Source organism: Corynebacterium sp. ACRPE (genome assembly GCF_022347435.1).
GTDB classification, from domain to species: domain Bacteria; phylum Actinomycetota; class Actinomycetes; order Mycobacteriales; family Mycobacteriaceae; genus Corynebacterium; species Corynebacterium tuberculostearicum_D.
Genome location: NZ_JAKRNA010000011.1, coordinates 40,269 through 58,761 on the forward strand (window position 1 = coordinate 40,269; position 18,493 = coordinate 58,761).

At 56.9% G+C, this 18,493-nt stretch carries 18 protein-coding genes and 1 tRNA gene; 8 read left to right on the plus strand and 11 right to left on the minus strand.

Going from position 1 to position 18,493, the window contains the following annotated elements; translation table 11 throughout:
* The 5 genes from MHY13_RS06915 to secA2 form a co-directional block, all read right to left on the minus strand.
* Entirely contained in the window at positions 1 to 564 is a 564-nt protein-coding gene (locus MHY13_RS06915) for a MerR family transcriptional regulator (RefSeq protein ID WP_284821200.1), read from the minus strand.
* 146 nt (positions 565 to 710) lie between these two features.
* Positions 711 to 1,304 (minus strand): bifunctional nuclease family protein, encoded by a 594-nt coding sequence (locus tag MHY13_RS06920; RefSeq protein WP_204609124.1) that lies wholly within the window; start codon positions 1,302 to 1,304, stop codon positions 711 to 713.
* Between the two features lie 38 nt (positions 1,305 to 1,342).
* A complete protein-coding gene (locus MHY13_RS06925; protein WP_239282521.1) occupies positions 1,343 to 2,089 on the minus strand; it encodes a MerR family transcriptional regulator in 747 nt (248 codons plus the stop codon).
* Between the two features lie 98 nt (positions 2,090 to 2,187).
* A complete protein-coding gene (odhI, locus tag MHY13_RS06930) occupies positions 2,188 to 2,622 on the minus strand; it encodes an oxoglutarate dehydrogenase inhibitor Odhl (protein ID WP_005324732.1) in 435 nt (144 codons plus the stop codon).
* A gap of 85 nt (positions 2,623 to 2,707) precedes the next feature.
* Positions 2,708 to 4,999: an accessory Sec system translocase SecA2 gene (secA2, locus tag MHY13_RS06935; RefSeq protein ID WP_239282523.1), complete on the minus strand. Its 2,292-nt coding sequence runs from the start codon at positions 4,997 to 4,999 to the stop codon at positions 2,708 to 2,710.
* A gap of 87 nt (positions 5,000 to 5,086) precedes the next feature.
* Between secA2 and MHY13_RS06940 the strand changes: the two genes are divergently transcribed.
* From MHY13_RS06940 to MHY13_RS06950, 3 genes are all read left to right on the plus strand, one after another.
* On the plus strand, positions 5,087 to 6,244 hold the full coding sequence (locus MHY13_RS06940; RefSeq protein ID WP_239282525.1) for an alpha/beta fold hydrolase: 1,158 nt from the start codon (positions 5,087 to 5,089) through the stop codon (positions 6,242 to 6,244).
* Complete coding sequence (locus MHY13_RS06945) at positions 6,244 to 6,633, plus strand: YchJ family protein (RefSeq protein WP_204609132.1); 390 nt, start codon at positions 6,244 to 6,246, stop codon at positions 6,631 to 6,633. Before MHY13_RS06940 ends, MHY13_RS06945 begins: the two co-directional genes overlap by 1 nt.
* A 71-nt stretch (positions 6,634 to 6,704) precedes the next feature.
* Positions 6,705 to 6,778 (plus strand) — tRNA-Pro (locus MHY13_RS06950).
* A 50-nt stretch (positions 6,779 to 6,828) separates the two neighbouring features.
* On the opposite strand, the gene MHY13_RS06955 is transcribed toward MHY13_RS06950, so the two are convergent.
* A complete protein-coding gene (locus tag MHY13_RS06955; protein ID WP_239235384.1) occupies positions 6,829 to 7,401 on the minus strand; it encodes a cadmium resistance transporter in 573 nt (190 codons plus the stop codon).
* 91 nt (positions 7,402 to 7,492) lie between these two features.
* Here MHY13_RS06955 and MHY13_RS06960 point away from each other — a divergent pair, with 91 nt between their 5' ends.
* From MHY13_RS06960 to MHY13_RS06975, 4 genes are read left to right on the plus strand one after another with little or no spacing between them, the layout of a single operon-like run.
* Complete coding sequence (locus tag MHY13_RS06960; protein WP_239282527.1) at positions 7,493 to 8,416, plus strand: ABC transporter ATP-binding protein; 924 nt, start codon at positions 7,493 to 7,495, stop codon at positions 8,414 to 8,416.
* A gap of 39 nt (positions 8,417 to 8,455) precedes the next feature.
* Positions 8,456 to 9,247 carry an ABC transporter permease gene (locus tag MHY13_RS06965; RefSeq protein WP_239235386.1) on the plus strand — a complete coding sequence of 264 codons (792 nt, stop codon included), beginning with the start codon at positions 8,456 to 8,458 and terminating at the stop codon, positions 9,245 to 9,247.
* On the plus strand, positions 9,184 to 10,392 hold the full coding sequence (locus tag MHY13_RS06970; protein WP_367398075.1) for a sensor histidine kinase: 1,209 nt from the start codon (positions 9,184 to 9,186) through the stop codon (positions 10,390 to 10,392). The genes MHY13_RS06965 and MHY13_RS06970 overlap by 64 nt, the downstream gene beginning before the upstream one ends.
* Positions 10,385 to 10,993: a response regulator transcription factor gene (locus MHY13_RS06975; protein WP_239282529.1), complete on the plus strand. Its 609-nt coding sequence runs from the start codon at positions 10,385 to 10,387 to the stop codon at positions 10,991 to 10,993. The genes MHY13_RS06970 and MHY13_RS06975 overlap by 8 nt, the downstream gene beginning before the upstream one ends.
* A 41-nt stretch (positions 10,994 to 11,034) precedes the next feature.
* Here the strand turns inward: MHY13_RS06975 and MHY13_RS06980 are convergent, their stop codons facing one another.
* Positions 11,035 to 12,417: a hypothetical protein gene (locus tag MHY13_RS06980; RefSeq protein WP_239282531.1), complete on the minus strand. Its 1,383-nt coding sequence runs from the start codon at positions 12,415 to 12,417 to the stop codon at positions 11,035 to 11,037.
* A gap of 205 nt (positions 12,418 to 12,622) precedes the next feature.
* Complete coding sequence (locus MHY13_RS06985; protein WP_204609146.1) at positions 12,623 to 12,796, minus strand: antitoxin; 174 nt, start codon at positions 12,794 to 12,796, stop codon at positions 12,623 to 12,625.
* Between the two features lie 334 nt (positions 12,797 to 13,130).
* Here MHY13_RS06985 and MHY13_RS06990 point away from each other — a divergent pair, with 334 nt between their 5' ends.
* Positions 13,131 to 14,390, plus strand: a complete 1,260-nt coding sequence (locus MHY13_RS06990) for a site-specific DNA-methyltransferase (protein ID WP_239235391.1) — start codon at positions 13,131 to 13,133, stop codon at positions 14,388 to 14,390.
* Here the strand turns inward: MHY13_RS06990 and MHY13_RS06995 are convergent.
* From MHY13_RS06995 to MHY13_RS07005, 3 genes are read right to left on the minus strand one after another with little or no spacing between them, the layout of a single operon-like run.
* Positions 14,387 to 15,367 (minus strand): PHB depolymerase family esterase, encoded by a 981-nt coding sequence (locus tag MHY13_RS06995; protein WP_239282533.1) that lies wholly within the window; start codon positions 15,365 to 15,367, stop codon positions 14,387 to 14,389. The genes MHY13_RS06990 and MHY13_RS06995 overlap by 4 nt on opposite strands.
* A complete protein-coding gene (locus MHY13_RS07000) occupies positions 15,343 to 17,085 on the minus strand; it encodes an ABC transporter ATP-binding protein (RefSeq protein WP_239235429.1) in 1,743 nt (580 codons plus the stop codon). The genes MHY13_RS06995 and MHY13_RS07000 overlap by 25 nt, the downstream gene beginning before the upstream one ends.
* On the minus strand, positions 17,085 to 18,425 hold the full coding sequence (locus tag MHY13_RS07005; protein ID WP_367398076.1) for an ABC transporter transmembrane domain-containing protein: 1,341 nt from the start codon (positions 18,423 to 18,425) through the stop codon (positions 17,085 to 17,087). The genes MHY13_RS07000 and MHY13_RS07005 overlap by 1 nt, the downstream gene beginning before the upstream one ends.
* Positions 18,426 to 18,493: the final 68 nt, after the last annotated feature.

The following is an 18,493-nucleotide window of genomic DNA, read 5'->3' on the forward strand; positions in this document are numbered from 1 at the left end:
TTAGGAGCTCTTGCGCTTGCGGCGAGCAGCCAACTCGTCGAGGCCGACGACGTTGTCCTCGGCGAAGTCTTCGATGCGCTCCGAAGGGAAGGAAGAAATGGTGCCGGACAGTTCCTTCAAGATACCCGGAACTGCAATACCGAAGACGCCTTGGCCGCCGGCGAGCAAGTCAATGACCTCATCGTTGGAACGGCATTCATAAACGGTAGTGCCGTCGGATACGAGGGTCAGCTCTGCTAGGTCATTCACACCCCGATCCCGTAGGGACTCAACTGCCAAACGGATATTTTGCAGAGAGATGCCGGTATCCAACAGGCGCTTCACAATCTTGAGCACCAGTACATCCTTAAAGGAGTACAGGCGCTGGGAGCCGGAGCCGCGTGCCGTGCGGATGGAAGGGTTAACCAGGTTGGTGCGTGCCCAATAGTCAAGCTGGCGGTAGGTGATGCCGGCAACTTGGCAAGCGATGGGAACGCGGTAGCCCACCTCTTCGTCGGGTCCGACGTCAAAAAGCGATTCCTGCACGTAGGTGGATGCGGACTGGGTGTCCTCGTTAATGCTCACGTAATTACTCCAATGGGGTTTGTTGGAAGTTCTAAAGATCAATTAAAAGCCAAGCGCATACGCCCGTCAAGCGCTGCTTGCTCAACTGTCAAGTACAACTTTAGACTTCTCAAACCCCATTGTCACCATTAGTCACACGCGTGTCATTAACTTTTTTCGTCATCATCCCCTGAAAGAAAATCCTTTTCCTCCATGCCCAAAGACCTCATCATGGCTTCAAAATCAGCATCTGCCTGCGCATTTCCCGATGCAGAGGTCGAGGAATCTTTGTTTTCTCTGGTCTGCACATCATCGCCGGCGCCGGGGGTGGAAATTTCCAGGTCGAAGTACTCTTTCACGTCCGCATCGCTGGCATATACGGATACCTGGGCAAGAAGTTCCGCCTCGGCTGAAATAGGGACGTTGAAATATGCGGATACGGCAAGTGCGTCACTTAACCGAGAGTCATAAACCTCGCCGTTCGGAGCCTTAATGTCTACCATGAAGGTTCCCTGGTGGTAGTTGGCAATTTCAATGGCCTCTACCCCGCCAGTGCCCTCTAGTACCTCGCAGATAAGATCGTGCGAGGTGGGACGGTTTGGCTGGTGTCCGTCCAAGACTGCGGCCAGTTGCATACCCTCGATGGGAGAAATCCACACGGGTATCAAGCGGTTTTCTTCGGGCCAGCGCAGCACAGCGCACACATCGTCTTCGGGACCGACCTGGTGGATACCGTGGAACTCTAGGGATACATCACTCATAGCTACCACTCTCCCACAAAGACGGGAGCGGGTGTGTATTAGGAGTGGTATTCGTCGCGCAGATCCGACTTCACCAGAGTTGCGTGCAAAGACACCACGAGCGCGGTCATTTGCTGGGAGATTTCCTCCGCCTTCTGATGCGCGGTATCGGAGTTTGAGTGCGCCACTGGAGCCGCTGCCTGGGAGATCAGGTCTGCCTGTCGGCGGGCGTTGTTGCGCAGGGACTTGAGTTCACGGGAGCCGAAACCAAATGCCTTCAGCGCCACTGCGGCCGAGACAATGGCTACGTCGTCGGTATTGAAAAAGCCTGCGGCATCCGGGCGGATGAGGCCAAATTTAACCAGGGAGGCTACATCATCTTCGGTGGCACTAGCTTGGGTAGCTACCTCTACATCGGTCAGGCGGGTGACCACAGGGGCCTTAAACTGCTGCGGCGAGAGCAGGGTTTCCGCATTTCCTGCGGAAACGATGGCGGTCACCTGGCCGGAATCCATGGCTTCTAGCTGCTCACGGATAACCTTCAGCGGGGTATAGTTATCGCGCTGAGTGGTGAGAATATACCGCAGTCTGTCCACGTCTTCTTGGGTGAAGCGGCGATAGCCAGAAGCCGTGCGCTGTGGACTGATGAGCCCCTCAGATTCGAGGAAGCGAATCTTGGACACCGTGACGTCTGGGAATTGCTGATTCAGCGTTTCCAAAACCACGCCAATGGACATGGTCTTTGGCTTCTTAGCTTTAGGGCTGGTGCGGCGTACTGCTGCTGCCGAAGAATCTGCTGCGCTCACTGTGTCTATCTCTTAGGGGTACTGAAAGTTCTTATCGTGCCATAAGTAGACTACACCGCCCCTCCTGGTAAGGAAGCGCGGCTAGTCTACGTAAAAAATTAGCTCTGGTTAGCGATGAAAACCAAGCGGAACTTGCCAATCTGGATTTCGTCTCCCACCTCGAGGACCTGGGAGTTACGGGGCTCGCGGTTCACGTAGGTTCCGTTCAGGGATCCCACATCAACTACCTCAAACTTGCCGTCATCATTCTTGCGAAACTCCGCGTGGCGGCGGGACACCGTAACGTCATCGAGGAAGATATCTGCCTCGGGGTGGCGGCCGGCGGTAGTAGTCGCCTGATCCAGCAAGAAGCGGGCACCCGCGTTCGGGCCACGCTTGACCACGAGGAGAGCCTGACCTTCCGCCAGGTTGTCGGTGCCGGCAGCGGTAGCATCATTGCCATTAGCGCCGTTTTCCATCTCCTTGAGCAGGTCTGCGCGGAATACAGATGTGGTCTCTACCTGTGGTTCCGGGGTTCCGGTGTTCTCGCTCATTGTTACCTCCGGGGATTAGTTACGAGTTACTTATAACAATACTAGCGACTCATGTGAGTCCATGACTCCTTCGCGGGGAATTATTTCACCGGAAAATATTTCCGATGCCGCTCAGCACGGAATTTCCCTTGCCGGCAAGGGGGTTGTCGGAGACCATGTAGGTCCATGTAGCACTCGGACGAGCGAGGCCGGCGTCATCAAGGTGCGCCCCGGCGGCGTCGATAAGCACTGTGCGGAAAGTCTCCACAGACTTGTCGACGGCCCTCTGAGCCAAGTCCTTAAACTCCCTCACTGCAATGCGGTGGTACTCGTCGATCGGCGTCTCACGTGCGATGGCCCGCAGGTGGATCGACTCGCGCACATCGTCCATGAGCTCCAGGTGGTCGGCCCAGGCTAAGTCCAAATGATAGAGCATGATCTCACGCGCGGCCTTGATGCGAGCTTCCTCCGGAACCTCTGTTAGCTCTGCTGCGCGCTCCGGAGCGCGCTCGGATAGTTCCTGCCAGGCTTGATCAGTATCCAACAGCTTGGCTCGGCGCTCATCAATAATGATGCGCTGATCAGCTAGGAGCTGGTTATACTTCCAGGTCTGGGCATGAATTTCGAGCAGTTGGCCCTCGGTAACGCGCTGGCAGTGCGCTACAAAGTCGCTCACTCGCTTGGATTCAATGCGCCCGTCTTCTGCCGGTTGGGCACGCACAGTCTCGCCGTCGCCGCCTTGCTGGACTACATCGTCTTCGAGGGAGACGAAGAATAAGGACAGGCCCGGATCACCTTGCCGGCCTGCACGGCCGCGCAACTGGTTGTCCAAGCGGGCTGTGCGGTGACGGGAGGTACCGATAACCGCCAAGCCGCCCAGTTCCGCTACTGCATCGTGGTCAACTTCGTGAGCACCGCCCAGCTTAATATCGGTGCCGCGTCCGGCCATCTGGGTAGAGACGGTAACGCGTCCAATATCGCCGGCCTCGGCGACGATCTCTGCCTCCTGCTCATCATTTTTAGCGTTGAGCACATTGACATCGATGCCCCGCTCGCGGAGAGCATCCGCCAGATCTTCCGACTCGGCAACATCCTGCGTGCCCACCAAGATGGGCTGGCCCGTGGCGTGAATGGTGGCAATTTCCTCCACGATGGCGGCGGATTTATCATCGACGGTCGCAAAAATGCGGTCTTGCTCATCAAAGCGCTGCAGCGGCTTATTGCGGTCAATCACGGATACATGAAGATCATAGAACTGCCGCAACTGATCGGTCGCCTCCACCGCGGTACCAGTCATGCCGCACACCAATGGATAACGCCGCATAAGTTCTTGCAGCGTGATGGTGTCGAGGATGCGCCCGCCTTCGGAAACCTCTAGGCCTTCCTTGGCTTCTACTGCCGCTTGGAGCCCGTCGGGCCAGCGTTGTAGGTCGGCAACGCGGCCCCTAGAGGCGTCGATAAGCTGCAGCTTGCCATCCGCCACGATGTAGTGGATGTCTCGGATAAGCAGGGCCTTGGCATGCAGGGCGAGGTTGACCTTCACCAAGATGGTGCCGATATTCTCCTCCGAATAGAGCGAATCAATGCCCAATTCCTGCTCCACGCGGCGGGCACCGTTCTCGGTCAGCTGAACGGTGCGGCCGTCCTCAGAGATGGAATAGTCCAGCTTTTCGCGCAGGCGGGAAACCACATTGGTGATGTGCCCGGTGGGGGCTTCACCCGGCCGATTACCGGCCAGCACTAGGGGCACAAGGGCCTCATCCACTAGGACGGAATCGGCTTCATCCACGAGGGCAACGTCGCCGGCGGCCTGCACCGTGTGAGAGCGGTCGGTAATTTGATTATCGCGGAGCAGATCAAAGCCCAGCTCGTTGACCGGTGCGTAGATAATATCCTGCGCATAGGCAGCGCGGCGCTCGTCCGGTGTCATGCCCTCCGTCACCGAGGCAACGCTTAAGCCAAAGAACTCCACGACAGGGCGCATCCATTCGGCGTCGCGGGCAGCGAGATAGTTATTGACGGTGACAACGTGGACGCGTTTGCCAGTCAACGCGAAACCTGTAGCCGCCATGGCGCCCACCAAAGTCTTGCCTTCGCCGGTTGCCATTTGGATGACGTCTCCGGTGAGCAGGCGCAGGACTGCCTGGGATTGCACGTTGAAGGGATGCATGCCCAGGGTGCGCTCGCACGCTACTGCTAAGGCCGCGAGGAACTGCGCCTTATCGGCGATCTCGCCGCCTTTCACGGCATCGCGTGCAGCTTGGGCTACAGCTGTGTCGTCCTGCTGGACCAATGCCCGTGCCGCTTCATCGGCTGAACCCACGATGGCCTTGGATTTCTTATCGTTACGCTCGCTTTGCGAACCCATTGCCTTCCAGAACCAATCGAACGCGCCCATACCTCATCCTCCTTATTTGGATTGCTCCTATCGACTGTAGTCAACCTGGTATGGCTTGCGGGTAAGAGGCCCGTTATTCTAGTTCTCATGCAATCCGTCAACGTTAAGCTGCCTTCGAGCCGGGGTACCGAGATGGCCGGAACCATCGACTTCCCGGACTCTCCCCCGATCGCCTACGCCATCTTTGCCCATTGCTTCGCCGGCTCCCGCCACACTCCCGGTGCTGCCCGCACCGCGAAGCAGCTCACCGAGTTCGGCATCGCCACTTTGCGTTTCGATTTTCCCGGCCTTGGCCAGTCCGCCGGTGAATTTGGCGATACTACTTTTAGCCAGAATGTTGACGATATCCATGCCGCTGCCGCCTGGCTAACGGAGAACTACTCTGCCCCACAATTGCTCATGGGCCACTCGTTAGGTGGCGCCGCTGCGTTGAAGGCGGCCACCACCATGAAGTCACTTAAGGCGGTAGCCACCATTGGCGCTCCCTTTGATCCTGCCCACTCCGTGCTGCACTATGCGGACAAGATCGGCGAGGTCGACGCCAACGGCGAGGTGGAAGTCATCCTCGGCGGCCGCGGCCTTATCATTTCCCGCAAGTTCCTCGAGGACTTGGCGGATACTAACCCCGAGGAATACCTGCCCAAGCTCCGCAAGCCGCTGATGGTATTGCACTCGCCCATTGACCAGACGGTGGGTATTGACAATGCGCAAAATATCTTCCTGCTCACGCGCTACCCCAAGTCCTTGGTTTCTTTGGACAAGACCGATCACCTTCTCACCAAGCAGGGCACGGCCGCCCGCGCTGCGGATCTCATCGGTGCATGGGCCGAGCAGTTCATCGTTCCTGATTACCGCCCGGAGGAAGTAGGCACCGACGCCGCCGTTGCACAGCCGGCCACCGGCACCAAATTCGGCGTAGTCGTCCGCCACAATGACCATAGCCTCAGCGCCGACCGCACGAAGAAGAATGGCGGCAAGGGTAAGGGCTTTACCGCCGAGGGTCTTATTATGTCCGCCCTGGCTACGGCCGCGACCCAAGCAATCAAGGCTGCCGGCAAGAAGCTTGCGCTTGACGACGTCCACGTGAGCATCACCCAAACCGGCCCCACCAGCTTCGAGCGCCGCATCGAGCTTAAAGGGAACCTGTCTGCATCAGAAGAATCCACGCTGCGCTCTGCAGCGAAGGACACCGACGTTGAACGCATGCTCGGCAACGTCACCATCGTGGACGTGGACGCGCACTAATGGCAGCCTTTGATTCCTCACGCCGCTGCCCGTGCGGCACCGGCCTGACCTACGGCGAGTGCTGCGGCAAGTACCATGCCGGCACCAATGCGCCTACCGCAGAGGCCCTCATGCGTTCGCGCTTTAGCGCGTTTGTTACCGGCGACGAAGCCTATCTGCTCCGTACGTGGGATCCCGATACTCGCCCTGCAACCCTTGACTTGGCTGATTCCCCCGTCCGGTTTTATCGCCTCGATATCCTGGATACCCAAGCAGGCGGATTGCTCGATAATTCCGGCGAAGTGGAGTTTGAGGCCTTTTATAAGGGAGCAGCCGTTGGCTCACAACGCGAGCGGTCGTCGTTTCGCCGCGTCGGCGGCGCTTGGGTCTACTCCAGCGGCGAGTTTTAGCGCAGGTTACACCCCAAATTTCACAGTAGAATCCTACTGATGTAATCTAGACAAGTCGCACAGTTCGACGGCGGGCTATGGCGCAGTTTGGTAGCGCACTACACTGGGGGTGTAGGGGTCGCAGGTTCAAATCCTGTTAGCCCGACAAAAAGTTCAGCCGGCACCGTGAAGGTGCCGGCTTTTTCTATTCTGCTTTTACACCGCGAGCAAGATCGCAATTCCTAACAGAATTAAAACCGCTGGAAACAGTACGCTTTCCCACTTTTCCAGTGCTTCTGCAATGCCCGGCCGCGTGGCTACAAACCGCGCTGCCCACACTAGGGGCGCCACGAGGATTACGAAGACCACGCAATAAGTCGCAACCTCAGCCGGCGTAGAGGTGGTAAACACTGGTACATAGACGCCGATATTGTCGCCACCGTTGGCAAAGGTCACCCCGGCTACCGCAAGTGCGCTCAGCCTCTTACCCGAAACATCCTCATCGTCATCCTCACCCCGGAATGCTTGCCACGCTGCCCATAGGCCTAGAAGCAATGGAATGAGGCCAAAGTAGCGAATCAATTCCTCAGGTAATACGGCATTGAAGCCCAATCCGACAATGGCCGAGGCCGCTAGTATGCCGAGAAAACCCACATACTGACCTAGCAGAATCGCGGGCGTCGTGCCCTTGCGACCAGCACCACGGGCGAAGAAGAGGGACAACACCACAATGTCATCGATGTTGGTGGCCATGAATAGTCCAGCAGCTGCTGCGAGAGTAGTAAGCACTCTCCTACCTTATCGCGTCATGACACTTGTCATGAAAATGTAATGACAGGGTCTATACATCATTCTTGCTGGCTACGGATACTTTCCAGGTATGAGCACTTTAAGCCCATCTACTGCACAGCCGCCAGCCATCGACGTATCCGGAGTAAGCAAATCCTTTGCTAGTAAATCCTCCAGACCTATCCGTGCGCTCAGCGATATTTCCTTCAGCATCGCCCAAGGCGAGATCGTAGGCCTACTAGGCACCAATGGAGCAGGTAAAACCACCCTATTTGATCTCATCCTCGGGCTCACCACACCCACCTCCGGCAACATTTCCGTGCTCGGACACACACCGCACGCTGCGATCCGCGCAGCGCAGATTGGAGCCGTGCTGCAAACCGGTGGCCTGCTACCCGAGCTCACAGTCCAGGACACCCTAAAGATGATTTCCTCTGCCTTTCCCCATCCCCTTCCCATCGGAGAAGTTGCCAAACAAGCAGACCTAGACCGGATCCTGCACCGCCCAGTAGGAAAATGCTCTGGTGGCGAGCAACAACGTGTGCGATTCGCCCTCGCTATTTTGGGCAATCCCCAAATCCTATTGCTCGATGAGCCAACAGCTGGCATGGATGCGAAAACGCGCCACGAGTTCTGGTCCACCATGCACAAACAAGCAGACCACGGACGCACCATTGTCTTCGCTACGCACTACCTCGAAGAGGCAGACAATTTTGCAGAAAGGATAATTCTCCTACACGAAGGAAAGCTGCGAGCCGATGCAAAGGCCACAGAACTGCGCGAACATTCAGGCAAGCGCATAGTCGAGGCGAAGTTCGACGGCACACCTTTAAATGCGAAAGAGCTACCCACCGTCGCCGAGATTTCCTTGTCTGGCGGCTACGCCCGGATGACCACCAGTGACTCCGATGTACTTGCGAAATTCCTTCTCAACCACACCTCGGCCCATGACCTGACTATTCGCAAACACTCCTTAGAGGACGCATTTCTTGCTTTGACAGCATCCCAGTCCTAACCCGTCACTCCGTTGGCCACTTCGTGAAAGGAACATGCCATGACCACACAAGCTGTAACGACCAGTGCGCGCACTCTCCGGTTTGCCACTCACAACCTGCTGCGCCTTCGTCGCAACCTTACTCCGCTGTTTTTCAGCACCATCTTGCCGGTATTTTTCTACCTTCTCTTTGGCACCATGATGGATTTTGGCGATACCTCCTTTAAGGGAGGAAACTTCGCCGCCTTAGAGATGATCAGCATGGCTCTTTACGGCGGCGTCGCAGGTTCCGTGTCTGCCGCTGGCTCCGCCGTGACCGCTGCGAAGACTGGGTGGGAGCGCCAATTAGCACTTACTCCCCTACACGCACGGCAGATTCTGTGGGCAAACCTCATATCAATCGGCTTTCAGGCACTGCTCCCCATAACCGCGGTGTTTATCACCGGTGCCATGACACAAGCTGCAATGCAACCACACCAATGGGTTTTAGCCTTTATCGCCTGCGTCCTAGTTTCCATTCCCTTTGGCTTTTATGGCTTGGTGTGGGCCATGGCTTTGCCCACCGACAATTCTGTCGCAATCGCCTCGACCTCCGTTGTCCTCTTCCTCTTTGCCGCCAATGTATTCACTCCACTTACCGAGCCGCTGATGGAATTGGGCCGCTTCACTCCCCTCTTTGGCCCGGTCGTGCTCGCCCAGTGGCCCCTTGCAGAAGGCATGCAGATTCTCAACGGGGAGGAAGGCACCGTGTCGCACCCCATGTGGGCCGCATGGTTAAACTTCGCGGTATGGACGACCATCTTTCTCACAGCTTGCCAGGTCCTGCGCTCTCGCGACAAGGCGCGCCGCTAATGGGCCCCTTTCGCAAGCCGTGGCGTGGTTTTAGACTCAACAGCGCTCTTTTTGCCAGCGTATGGTTGGTCTTCCTCATTCCCGGGTTGGTGATGACCTTTGCCGCGCCGGGCACGACGCTCACTGAACGAATTGGGGCTTCTGCGTGCGTTTTAGCGTTTAGTGCTGTCTACTTCTTTTCTTTTGGCGCAGTGGGCTACTACCCACGCGGATGGCGGTTAGGACAGCGGATCGGGCTTTACTGGGTGTCACTCGCGGTCATCGCAGCGGCATCAATTGGTTTCTTCGGGATAATAGCCGTCACGTATGTGCCTTACCTTGCGGCGCTGCTCGGCTTTAACCTTCCGCTACGACGAGCATTTGCGCTTACCCTGCTAATGGGGACCGTGCTCGCCACCACCACGTGGTTCTTCGCTCCTGAAAGCACCGGCTGGGCCCTGATAATCCTCTTCGCCTGGCCGATACTACTAGTGCTGTTAGGTACATTTTTCCAGCGCGAAGATAGCCGCGCTGAATTGGAACATGAATTGGACTTGGCACGCCAACGCGAGGACATCGCTACCGATGTTCACGATCTCTTGGGCCACTCTTTAACCGTTATCAACCTCAAATCAGAGCTTGCCCGCCGGCTAATAGATTCGGATCCGCAACGGGCGCAGCAGGAGCTCCAGGAGGTGAGCACGCTTTCTCGGAGAGGCTTGGCGGAAGTCCGCTCCACAGTAACCCGGATGCGCATGCCTACTTTTGAAGGGGAAATCCACGCGGCTCACAGGGCTCTCGACACTGCCGGCATTGTGTCGTACTTGCCCTCTGCTGCCAATAGCGCTGGGCTTTACGACGCCGAATTTTCCTGGGCTCTGCGAGAGCTGATCACAAACGTGGTCCGCCACTCGGGTGCAGCGCACTGTTGGGTCCAGGTGACAGGCCACCAACTCCAAGTGGTGGACGATGGCTGCGGGTTTGACGCTGACGAAAGTCTTTCTCGTGCCCACGGTGGGATTGCCGGTTTGCGCAAGCGCATAACAGATGCTGGCGGACAGCTGCTCTTTGCGCGCCGCAATGGCTGCACTTTGGCCTTGGTTACTATGAATGGCGACACGGATTTTCTTCCTCTTACTACCGCCGGAGGCTCGGGCAATGACTAATCCCATCCGAGTTCTCATTGCTGAGGACCAATCATTGGTGCGTGGGGCGCTAGTTGCCCTCTTGGACGCAGAGCCAGATATCAGCGTTGTGGCTGAGTGCGCAACGGGCGTGGAGGTTGCGGGGTTCGTCGCCAAGCATGGCGTCGACGTTGCGCTACTTGATATCGAAATGCCCGGTAAAAGCGGTCTTGATGCGGCCGCTGAGCTTGAGGACACGGGTTGCCGCAGCCTGATTGTCACGACCTTTGGGCGCAGTGGCTACGTCAAACGTGCTTTGGAAACGGGCGTAGCTGGCTTCGTAGTCAAGGACACCCCACCCGAACAACTTGCCGAAGCCATTAGGCGAGTGCACGCCGGTCTAAAGGTCATTGACCCTGCACTGGCCCAAGAGACAATTTTCACGCCCGACAATCCACTAACCGCACGCGAAAAGGAGGTCACACGTCATGTCTTGGAGGGCAGCGACACCCGCCAGATTGCCGGACAACTTCACCTGAGCACTGGCACAGTGCGCAATATTGTCTCTTCCCTTATCGCCAAGACAGGAACTGGGAACCGCTTTGAGGCAGCAACTACGGCACATGCCCGGGGATGGATATAGAAAGGGGATCCCGCTGCGGGTCCCCCCTATTGCTTGGTTTCCTATTCTGGCTTCTTTAGCTCAAGGACATTGACCATGCCCTGAAGAACCACGTCCATCACCTTGGAAGCTAGGTTGAAGTAGAAATCAGCCGAGTGATAGCGCAGGGCTCCTACGGTACTCAACTGCGAGAGACCGTGGATGGAAGCCCACAGCGCCGCAATTTGGGAAAAGAGAATCCATGGCGATCGTGGCCCATTCGACTCAGAAATAGCATCGCGCACCAGATTCATGATGAAGGTAAAGGCCTTACCCATATCAAATGGTTGCTCAGTATCGCCGGGCTCATCGAAAGAGACGGGGACAATCGAGCGGCTTGATACCTCAATGAGGGCAACGAAGCCGACGGGGTCTTCCAGCGCAAACTCCAAATATCCGAAGCCGGTTGCCTTAATATAAGCCAACCCGTGGGATCCTTCCGGCACGGCCCGGTTCTGACGCATGATCGCTAGCGTATTGGCTTCATCCAAAAACTCTTCCAAAGACCGCAGCAGGTGAGAATTACCATCGAAGAGATGCTCCGCATCTGCCAAATCTACGCCTGCTCGTGCAGCAGCAGAGCCGAGATGCAAGCTAGGAAGACCGTTATAGGCAATCTCTTCGGCCGCACCACGGAAGATGGCTGCACGCTTTTCCTCAGCAGTAGTCTTTGGCAGGTCCTTGGCTGCTGTAGTAAATGGTTCCGCTGGCTCTCCAACGAGTGCTAGCGGTTCAAAGGGCGCAATCTTCCCGTCACGCAGGCTATCTTCCAGCCCAGAGAATAAAGTCTCAATGCAAGCATTGAAGGTCTGCTTCTTCGCCGTGGGCGAGAGGTGACGCATAATGCCGAACGTGGCCAAGTGGGTAATACCCTGCAGCTCAGACAGGAAAGTAAGGGCTTGGATCACTACCAAGCGGTGATCAAAATCGCCGCGTGCTGCAATGGCGGCTTCCCGCATGTGCTCAAGCATCCAGCGGAATGTGGGCGGGAAGGCATCAAAGCTTTTCCCCTCCTCGATGCCTTCCTCAAAGTTGGGAAAACTCGTTGCCGTCTCGCAGTTGTTATAGACGGAGAAGTAAGTGGGGTTTTCAACAGCCCAGTTGAAGTAGCCCTTGGCAGACTCGCGAAGTTTCTGAATCGCGGTCGCGTCACCCGGCAATTTATCGAGTGCCTCGAAAGACGCTACTCGGAGACGCTCATCCAAGAACCGGCTGGTCTGAATGTAAAGGTCGTGGTCATCTTCAAAGAAAGACTTAGCTTCATCGACTGGAACCGCGATCTTCTCCGCCACAGCACAAACCTTTAAGGCGTCGCGCCCGCCCTTAGCTAGGATCCGGGCACCCTGCTCCAGCAACCGCTGCTTAGTTGAGCCCGCATGGGAAACGGTGCCTTCAAGATTGTTCACAAATATAATCCTAGCGATTTCATGCAAAATTGCTTGGGATACGTTCACTTTATAAGTTGAGTCACCCACGAAAAGGTGGGAGCGCCAATATAGACCTTTGCCAGCTTTATGCCGCTGGTCTTTATATAGCTTTGGCCCCCTACCCTTGCGGGCTGGGGGCCAAAATAGAAAGTAGGCATTCGCCCTTTAAGCGGGCGGAAGCTATTTACTCGTTACCGAGCTTGTCGTCAGCTGCGTCACGAGCCTTGTCGATCTGATCTGCCTTGTCCTCGCCCAGCTTGCCCTTAGCTGCGTCAGCTGCCTTGTCCAAGCCCTTGTCGCTGAGCTCTTCGCCCTTGTCGGAGTTCAGTGCGTCCTTTGCCTTATCGAAGATACCCATGTGGTTTTCCTTTCTTCTAGTTCTAGCTTTATCTAAAAGCTGCCGTGTCCGGCAACACACCCCAACGTACCGACACTTGGGCCAACATGCCACCGAAAAGTCTCTTTGGTCACTAGACCAAATATTCTGCCGCCCCACAGCGCGATTGTTCTCAGGGGGCATCCAGATGCTCCGCAGCCTATCGAACACCCAATAAGGCCTGCTGCTTTAGCCCTTCCCTAGCGAAGTATAAGCAAAATCAGGGTGCACAATTTAGCTTCAGGCCAATTTTCCTCAGTCTTGCAAATGATAGCGTTAGACGGTATCGACGATTTACCAACGAAGGCTTCGCACCATGGCTTCAACTACCCCAGCGCCACCGTCCACTTCGGAGGCGGCAACGGAATTCTTTGGCTTAGTATGGCCGGGCAAAGAGGCTGCCCGAGCAGCCGCCAGCGCGCCGCTGACGCAACGTTTCACGCGTGATTCTGCGCTCAGCACAGCCTGCGACACGGACAACGCGATTATTGCGGCAGATAACCTTCCGGTTCTGCAAGGGCTTGCCAACCGCGGGGAACTCTTTGACGTCATCTATATCGACCCGCCTTATAATACCGGCAAAGACTTTGTCTACCGCGATAACTATCGTTTACGCCGTCAAATGCGTTCCGGAAGCTATGCAGAATGGCACTCGCAATGGCTGTCGATGATGCTTCCCCGACTCATCTTGGCCCGAGACGTACTTTCCGCACAAGGTTTCATTTTTGTCTCCATTGGAGAAGACGAAGTGGCCAATACGCGCAAGGTACTCGATGAAGTTTTTGGAGAGGAGTGCTTTGCTGGCCAATTGATTTGGAAGAAGGCAGGAACCGGCAAGAATGATTCTAAGTACGCAGTGGTAGAGCACGAATATATTCTGTGCTACGCCCGTACTCCTGATAATCCTGGATTCAATGTCGATCTCCAAGGCTATACTTCCACGAAATACAACCATGAGGACGACAAAGGGAAGTACTCCTTGGTGCGTTTGGACTCTAAGACCCTTGGGTACCTTCCCTCCCTCGACTTCCCTATCACCGGGCCCGATGGCAAGGAATATTGGCCGGACCAGCCGGTGGGAAAAGAAAAAGTCGCCCGTTGGCGCTGGGGCCGAGATAAGGTTGAACAGCGCTTCGATGAGCTCGTCTTCCGGCGAGGTTTTGTCTATACCAAGAACTATCAAAAGGTGGGAGCGCGCCCACGCTCCATCTTGGACGGGGAGCGCTTTGGGGTGACCCGCACTGGCCGGCGCGATGCTGAGGACGTCATGGGGCTAGAGGGTGTTTTCGAGTTTCCCAAACCGGTGCGCTTGATTAAGCACCTCATTTCCATTGCGGGTGGAAAGGATGCGCGCGTCCTTGACTTTTTTGCGGGCTCCGGCACCACTGCACAGGCGGTAGTGGAACTCAATAACGACGATGGGGGCACTCGGTCTTTTCACCTTGTGCAAATTCCAGAGCCTACCTCCCCGCGTAGCGCTGCTCATCGCACGGGCTTTTCTACCGTTGCAGATATTTGCATTGAAAGGGTGCGCAAGGTTCCAGGCGCATCCTTTCAGGTCTATAGACCGGACTAAGTCTGTGCGGTACCAGACGGGCGACCGGGAATGCCGAAGAAGTCTAGGACGCGATCGGTAGCGAAGAATTTACCTACTTCATTGTGCGCATCTGCTGTACCACCAGGCCATACGTGTGAGCCTCCGGCGATACGAATGTGTTCCAGCGGTGCGGTACAGCCGCTCCACTTCATATCGAGTGCATTGTTAACCAGGCGGGTCGTATCGACCTTGGTAGAGCAACCATTACGTTTACGGTCTTGTTCCAGCACGGATTCCACGGAATAATACTTGGTCTTATGGCGCGTTCCACCGTAGTAACCCACCACGGGGTCCACGGTGCCGTGCATATCCAATCGCCCGACGGGGGAATGAGCGCAGTCTTTGAGAATATCTTTGTAGTAGGCAGCGGAAACTGTAGCTACGGACTTAAAGACATCGGGCATCTGACAGGCCAGGTAGGCGGCAAACCCGCCGCCGTTCGACATGCCGGTGGCAAAAATTCGGGAGTCATCTACCCGATATGTTGCTCGAACGGCACCAATGATGTCGCGAACAAATTTTTTGTCTTCTGCTGTTGACGTCTTGGCATAGGGAGCAGGGCTCCATGCCTTCTTTTTGCCTTCCGCGAAAACGGTGATGGCATCAGCGGCATCGAGGCGGGAATAGCCGCGGAGATTTTCGGCAGATTGTCCCCAGCCTGGAAAGGCCAGGACGATGGGCCACTTTTTATCCCCCGTATAGTCCTTGGGCACGCTGAGGATGAAGGAACGGCCCGAGGGAAGATTAACGGTGGTATAGCTTCCTGGCTCGGGTCCACTCAGCGGTGCGGAGGTTGGAATCCCTAGGTTTTTCGTCTCAGTTGGGACTGCTTGGGGCGCGGAGTCGGGCGAATCGGCCGAACATGATGCGCCGGCAACCGCAAGGAAACTCACTGCTACCGCACCGACCACGGCCCGTAGCGACCTCGCGTTCATCTTTGTCGTCCCTTCTGCCATGCGGTCCATAGTTGCTTATAGCGGCCACCATAATCTAACAGTTCGTGGTGACTGCCTTGCTCCACCACCCGCCCGTTATCCATCACGGCGATGCTATCGGCTCGTGCGGCCTGATCTAATCGGTGCGCCACTACCAGTGATGTTCGCCCACGGGTGACCTCTACGGCGGCTTCTTCCAGAGCTCCTGCCCCCACCGATCCGGCTTCTGCGGTGGCCTCATCCATGATGACGATCTTGGGATCTAAAAGCAATATTCGCGCCAGCGCTAGTTGCTGCGCTGCTACTGGGTCAAGGTGGATTCCCCGAGCACCAATGACCGTATCTAGGCCCTCTTCTAGCTGCAGATACCACTGTGCGCCGACGCGCTGTAGTGCATCTTCCATTTGTGCGTCTGAGGCTTGCGGGGCGGCCAATGACAAATCTTCGCGCAGGGTTCCTGAGAATACGTGAACCTCTTGGGAAATCATCGCTAAACGCGCCACCCTTTCGGAATCAGAAAGGGCCGATACCTCTACTCCATCCACCAAGACTGTTCCGGTAGCCGGGACTCGCAGTCCGGCTAGAAGAGCTGCGACCGTGGTCTTTCCCGCACCAGAAGCTCCCACTAAAGCTACGGTGTGTCCAGCAGGAAACTTAAGGTTTACGTCCCTAACGGCCCAGCCGCCGTCTTCGTAGCTGAAGCTCACTTCTTTTAATTCGGCAACTCCACCTGGGGTCGGGGCGCCAAAGTCTGGCACCGCCTGTGGCGGATCCATAACCACCCCAACTATCCGAGACAGGGAGGCATAGCCGGATTGAACGGTATCGATGACCCGCATCAATCCCATGAGCGGACCGCGCAAGCGAATAAGAAGGAGCATGGCCGCGGTGACTGCGCCAACGGTGAGCGCCCCAGCCTGCACCACCCAAAAGCTAACGACCAGACCACAGACCAGCATGACTAACTCAATGACCGTCATCCATAGCTGCAGGACCATCATTGTCCTTCGCGCGGCGTACCCTTTGTCCACCACCTCGGCGGAGGCACGTTCAATCCCGACGTGCATCTGGTCTTCCATGCCAAAGGCGCGCACAGTCTTTCGCCCGCGAATTGCCTCCAGGAGCCTGCGTGCCCGTTCCGCCATGGCAGCGCGTTCGTCGGTATAGCGCTGTGGAGCGCGCTGCAGGTACTGGCGCGCAGCAATGAAATATAACGGCGTAACTGCGCCTACTACCAGTAGGTATTGCCAGTTGAGGCTGACTAGTGCCACCCCGGTGGTTGCGATGGCGAAGGCAGATTTCGCCAGCACGGGGACGGTCTCGGTTACGGCAGCCGATAGTTCTGCTACATCATCGGTAGAGCGAGAGACCAAATCCCCAGTGCCGGCTTCCTCCACCCGGTGGGTAGGCAGGCGAAGAGCGGTAGAGACCATATCTTCCCGCAAAGCGGAGATCACTCTTTCGCTCAGGCGTGAAAGGACATAGAACCCCGCTGCAGAAAACAGTGCGGAGACCGCGGCCACCAGCACCAGCGAGATGCCGATGGGCACAATGGCGCCCTGAGTAATGACAGCATCAACGATCTTTCCCAATAAGATGGGGATCGCTACATTGCTACCGGCGCCTGCGGTAAGCAAGGCTAAGGCCGCTGCGGCTTGGGGGCGGGCACCGGGGACGTCGGAAAGCTGGCGGCCCACTTCCTTACGCACTTGGGGCCAGGAGGCCGTAGGAAACCGCATCATAGCTCCGCCCCCACTGCTGCCCACGCCGGCGAGGTGGTGAAGACAAGCGTGGGCTTAGGCCCGCGGTGATACGCCACCCGCTGGGCAATTTCCTGCTCGGTCACCGAATCCACCGCGGTAGTTGGATCGGCCAAAATTAAGATCTCTGCGTCGGCAGCAAGGGCTCGTGCCAGCGCCACGCGCTGTTGCTGTCCACCAGAAAGGTTTCGGCCGCCCTCTCCCACCTCGCGATCCAACCCGCCCGGGATATCTTCCCCTGCAGCCACGTAGAGGGCTCGTTGTGCACTCGCGCTATCCGGATGAATATTGTCCCGCACGGTTCCCTCGAAAAGCATAGTTTCGTGTGGAACAACCAAGAATCGCTCGCGCGGCAAGAAGACGAGATCCTCTGGAACAGGTTCGGGTACCACGTTGACCCCAGGAGCGAGGGCTGGAACCTGCGGTTCGCTCTTTTCCACCCCGGGGGCGGCAAGGAGGGCGGTAATGCGCTCAGCGCTTGCCTGTGCGGCCGCCCACCGCGAGGCGATATTTCGGCCCAGCATCGTCATCGGGGTGATAATGAACTGCGTAAGGCCGATGACCGTAATGAGTTCACCTACGCTAATCATGGAACGCACGGCCATCGCCCCTGCGCCAATGCCCACTGCAATGACGTGAACCGAGCCCAAAATCTCCGTAGTCGCATTAAGGCGCGCTTGGGCACCATTGGCTTCTACCGTCTGCACATAGGCGGCACCAGACACCGCGGAATAACGCCTACTCACTGTGGCTACAGCGCCCAGGCCCTTAAGGATCCGCAGGCCTTGGACCACATCGGTGGCCATGGAGCTGGCCTTCGCCAACGCCGCTTGGCGGATTCCGGAACGCGTACGCAGAGGCTTTGCCGCGCGCACTGAGCCCCACACCATGAGCGGACCGCCGCACAAAATGGCGATGCCTAAAGGCAGGTTAATACGGCTAGCCATGATCGCCACATACACAATGGCGGTGATCTCAGCGACGGGAAAGACCGTCATCATGACGGCATTCTGCACGCGCCGTGCGTCTGTGGAGGCGATGGCAAGCAGCTCGCCGGCGCTGCGGGGCTCACCTGCGATGCCCCGCGGATCCTGAATCCTATCCGTGATTGCCATGCGGACATCGTGCCCAATTACTAGCATGGCTCGCGCGTTGAGGCCGCGTCCAAACCATGCGGCTATGGCATTAAGACCAAAAGCTGCCCCCAATACCACCAGCCACATGCCTAGTCGGTCGACGGATCCTTTCGACACAGCTTCATCAATGGCATGTCCCACGATCACTGGAGTCAATCCGTTAAGCAGAAAAGAGACAGCCATGCAGAGTGCGGCCGGCACAGTGAGTGCCGGACGAGAAAAGACGGTCTTTAGCAGCCACCTGGGATCTG

What these genes read in the sequence shown, in the direction of transcription:
- MHY13_RS06920 (WP_204609124.1), bottom strand. Translation starts at nt 1,304, where the DNA reads ATGAGTGATGTATCCCTAGAGTTCCACGGTATCCACCAGGTCGGTCCC.
- MHY13_RS07005 (WP_367398076.1), bottom strand. Translation starts at nt 18,425, where the DNA reads ATGGCTGTCTCTTTTCTGCTTAACGGATTGACTCCAGTGATCGTGGGA.
- MHY13_RS06975 (WP_239282529.1), top strand. Translation starts at nt 10,385, where the DNA reads ATGACTAATCCCATCCGAGTTCTCATTGCTGAGGACCAATCATTGGTG.
- odhI (WP_005324732.1), bottom strand. Translation starts at nt 2,622, where the DNA reads ATGAGCGAGAACACCGGAACCCCGGAACCACAGGTAGAGACCACATCT.
- MHY13_RS06960 (WP_239282527.1), top strand. Translation starts at nt 7,493, where the DNA reads ATGAGCACTTTAAGCCCATCTACTGCACAGCCGCCAGCCATCGACGTA.
- secA2 (WP_239282523.1), bottom strand. Translation starts at nt 4,999, where the DNA reads ATGGGCGCGTTCGATTGGTTCTGGAAGGCAATGGGTTCGCAAAGCGAG.
- MHY13_RS06940 (WP_239282525.1), top strand. Translation starts at nt 5,087, where the DNA reads ATGCAATCCGTCAACGTTAAGCTGCCTTCGAGCCGGGGTACCGAGATG.
- MHY13_RS06990 (WP_239235391.1), top strand. Translation starts at nt 13,131, where the DNA reads ATGGCTTCAACTACCCCAGCGCCACCGTCCACTTCGGAGGCGGCAACG.
- MHY13_RS06970 (WP_367398075.1), top strand. Translation starts at nt 9,184, where the DNA reads ATGGACGACCATCTTTCTCACAGCTTGCCAGGTCCTGCGCTCTCGCGA.
- MHY13_RS06965 (WP_239235386.1), top strand. Translation starts at nt 8,456, where the DNA reads ATGACCACACAAGCTGTAACGACCAGTGCGCGCACTCTCCGGTTTGCC.
- MHY13_RS06945 (WP_204609132.1), top strand. Translation starts at nt 6,244, where the DNA reads ATGGCAGCCTTTGATTCCTCACGCCGCTGCCCGTGCGGCACCGGCCTG.
- MHY13_RS06995 (WP_239282533.1), bottom strand. Translation starts at nt 15,367, where the DNA reads ATGGCAGAAGGGACGACAAAGATGAACGCGAGGTCGCTACGGGCCGTG.
- MHY13_RS06985 (WP_204609146.1), bottom strand. Translation starts at nt 12,796, where the DNA reads ATGGGTATCTTCGATAAGGCAAAGGACGCACTGAACTCCGACAAGGGC.
- MHY13_RS07000 (WP_239235429.1), bottom strand. Translation starts at nt 17,085, where the DNA reads ATGCGGTTTCCTACGGCCTCCTGGCCCCAAGTGCGTAAGGAAGTGGGC.